This window comes from Oleiphilus sp. HI0128, assembly GCF_001635365.1.
The window spans coordinates 1-622 of record NZ_LWGG01000836.1; the positions used below are offsets into that span (position 1 = coordinate 1).

At 44.4% G+C, this 622-nt stretch carries 1 protein-coding gene; it reads left to right on the forward strand.

All coding sequences use genetic code 11. The annotated features are described in order from the left end of the window. Window positions 1–51: 51 nt before the first annotated feature. Window positions 52–622: DUF1631 family protein (locus A3763_RS12880; protein ID WP_231872191.1), on the forward strand; the 571-nt coding region annotated here is incomplete at its 3' end.

Consider the following 622-nt stretch of genomic DNA (forward strand, 5'->3'; position numbering starts at 1 on the left):
GTTGTAAAGCAGTTGTTGACTAATTTCAATTCGCTTACAAGTGGTCCACAGGTGAGCGGCCCGTCTGGTGACTCGATAGATTCATTGGATCTTATTGATAAGGATGAACTTGAGGTTAATGTCGCAGTTGATGCGATGGTGTCGCGGCTTAATCAAGGTATTGGCACGGTGCTCGAGGAGCTTAGTGCTCGGATTTCCTTTATACTTGATGAGAGTGAAGTATTTTCTAAAGACTTTCCCGCGTCCCCGCATAAGCTATGTGATGCCTTTGCAAAAGCATGTGACTGTCTCGATTTTGGCATCCGAGCAAAGCTTATCGTGCTTAAACTATTTGAACGCTATGTACTGTCGAAAATGGCGGCAGTATATAAAGATTGCAATCAGCAGTTAAGGCAGTCAGGTGTACTTCCCGCATTAACGATCGGTATTGGCAAAACAGCGCGTACAAATAGCAGCAAGGCTGTTGAAATGCTCAATAATGTGTCAAAGACGGATACGATTAAATCAAATGGTCAGCTCGAGAATGCTACGCCTGATATCAATGGCTTTGATTCTTCAAGTGTTCCAACGCTCGGTGAAAATCAGTACCTTTCTCAGGGTACAGCTTTCGGTGAGTTGCGCT